The following is a 786-nucleotide window of genomic DNA, read 5'->3' as shown; positions in this document are numbered from 1 at the left end:
GGCAACGATTGGAATGTTAAGTGCATTCATAGCAGCAGCCATAGATAGCATAACTGCCGCACCGGCAGCTCCTTTAACATTAGATAAAGATTTGGATACGATGATTACACCACCCATAAGGGCAGATAATGCACCCATACCTTGAAGTAATGTTTGCCAGTCCATAGAACCAAGCTTCTGAATTGCTCCTGCCATTTTACCCATTGATACTGCTATAGCACCAACAGTAAATGCTGAAGCGGTAGTAACTTTATCACCACCTTGCATAGCTTTGATCATTACCACCATAGAACCCATAATAGTTACCATGGCTCCAAGTCCAATAGCAACTGAAGCTGGGTTCATATCACCAATCTTCTTAACAGCCATTGCCATAACGTTTACTGCACCAGCTACAACTAGCATAGCACCAGCAGAAACAGGAGCGTCTCCACCCCATTTTGACATAGCGATCATTACGCCACCAAGTACGGTTGTTAGAGTAGCAAGTGAGCCTACAGCAACGAGAGCTGAAGTAGGATCCATACCATCCAAGTGTTTAACAGCAAGAGCCATGAAGCCCATTGCAATTGACATACCATTAGCGGCTACAATAATCTTAGCTGTATCAAGACTCTTAACATTGATCTTACTAAAGATGGCAAATGCTCCCATAAGAACACCTGCAGCCATAGCAATTGCAGCGACAGCCATACCAAGTTTAGAAGGTTCAATAAATGAAAGAGCCGCAATAGAAGCAGCAATAATACCAATCGAAACTGCCAAGTCTTTAAGAGCTTTAGCACG

General features: G+C 43.3%; 1 protein-coding gene. It reads right to left on the bottom strand.

Features of this window, described 5'->3' with window-relative positions:
- Positions 1 to 786 (bottom strand): hypothetical protein (locus N1032_RS24840; RefSeq protein WP_259543206.1); only part of this gene is annotated, 786 nt, incomplete at both ends.

It is taken from the genome of Herbiconiux daphne (assembly GCF_024979295.1).
Classification (GTDB): Bacteria; Actinomycetota; Actinomycetes; order Actinomycetales; family Microbacteriaceae; genus Herbiconiux; species Herbiconiux daphnes.
This window is presented reverse-complemented; position numbering and strand designations above follow the sequence as displayed.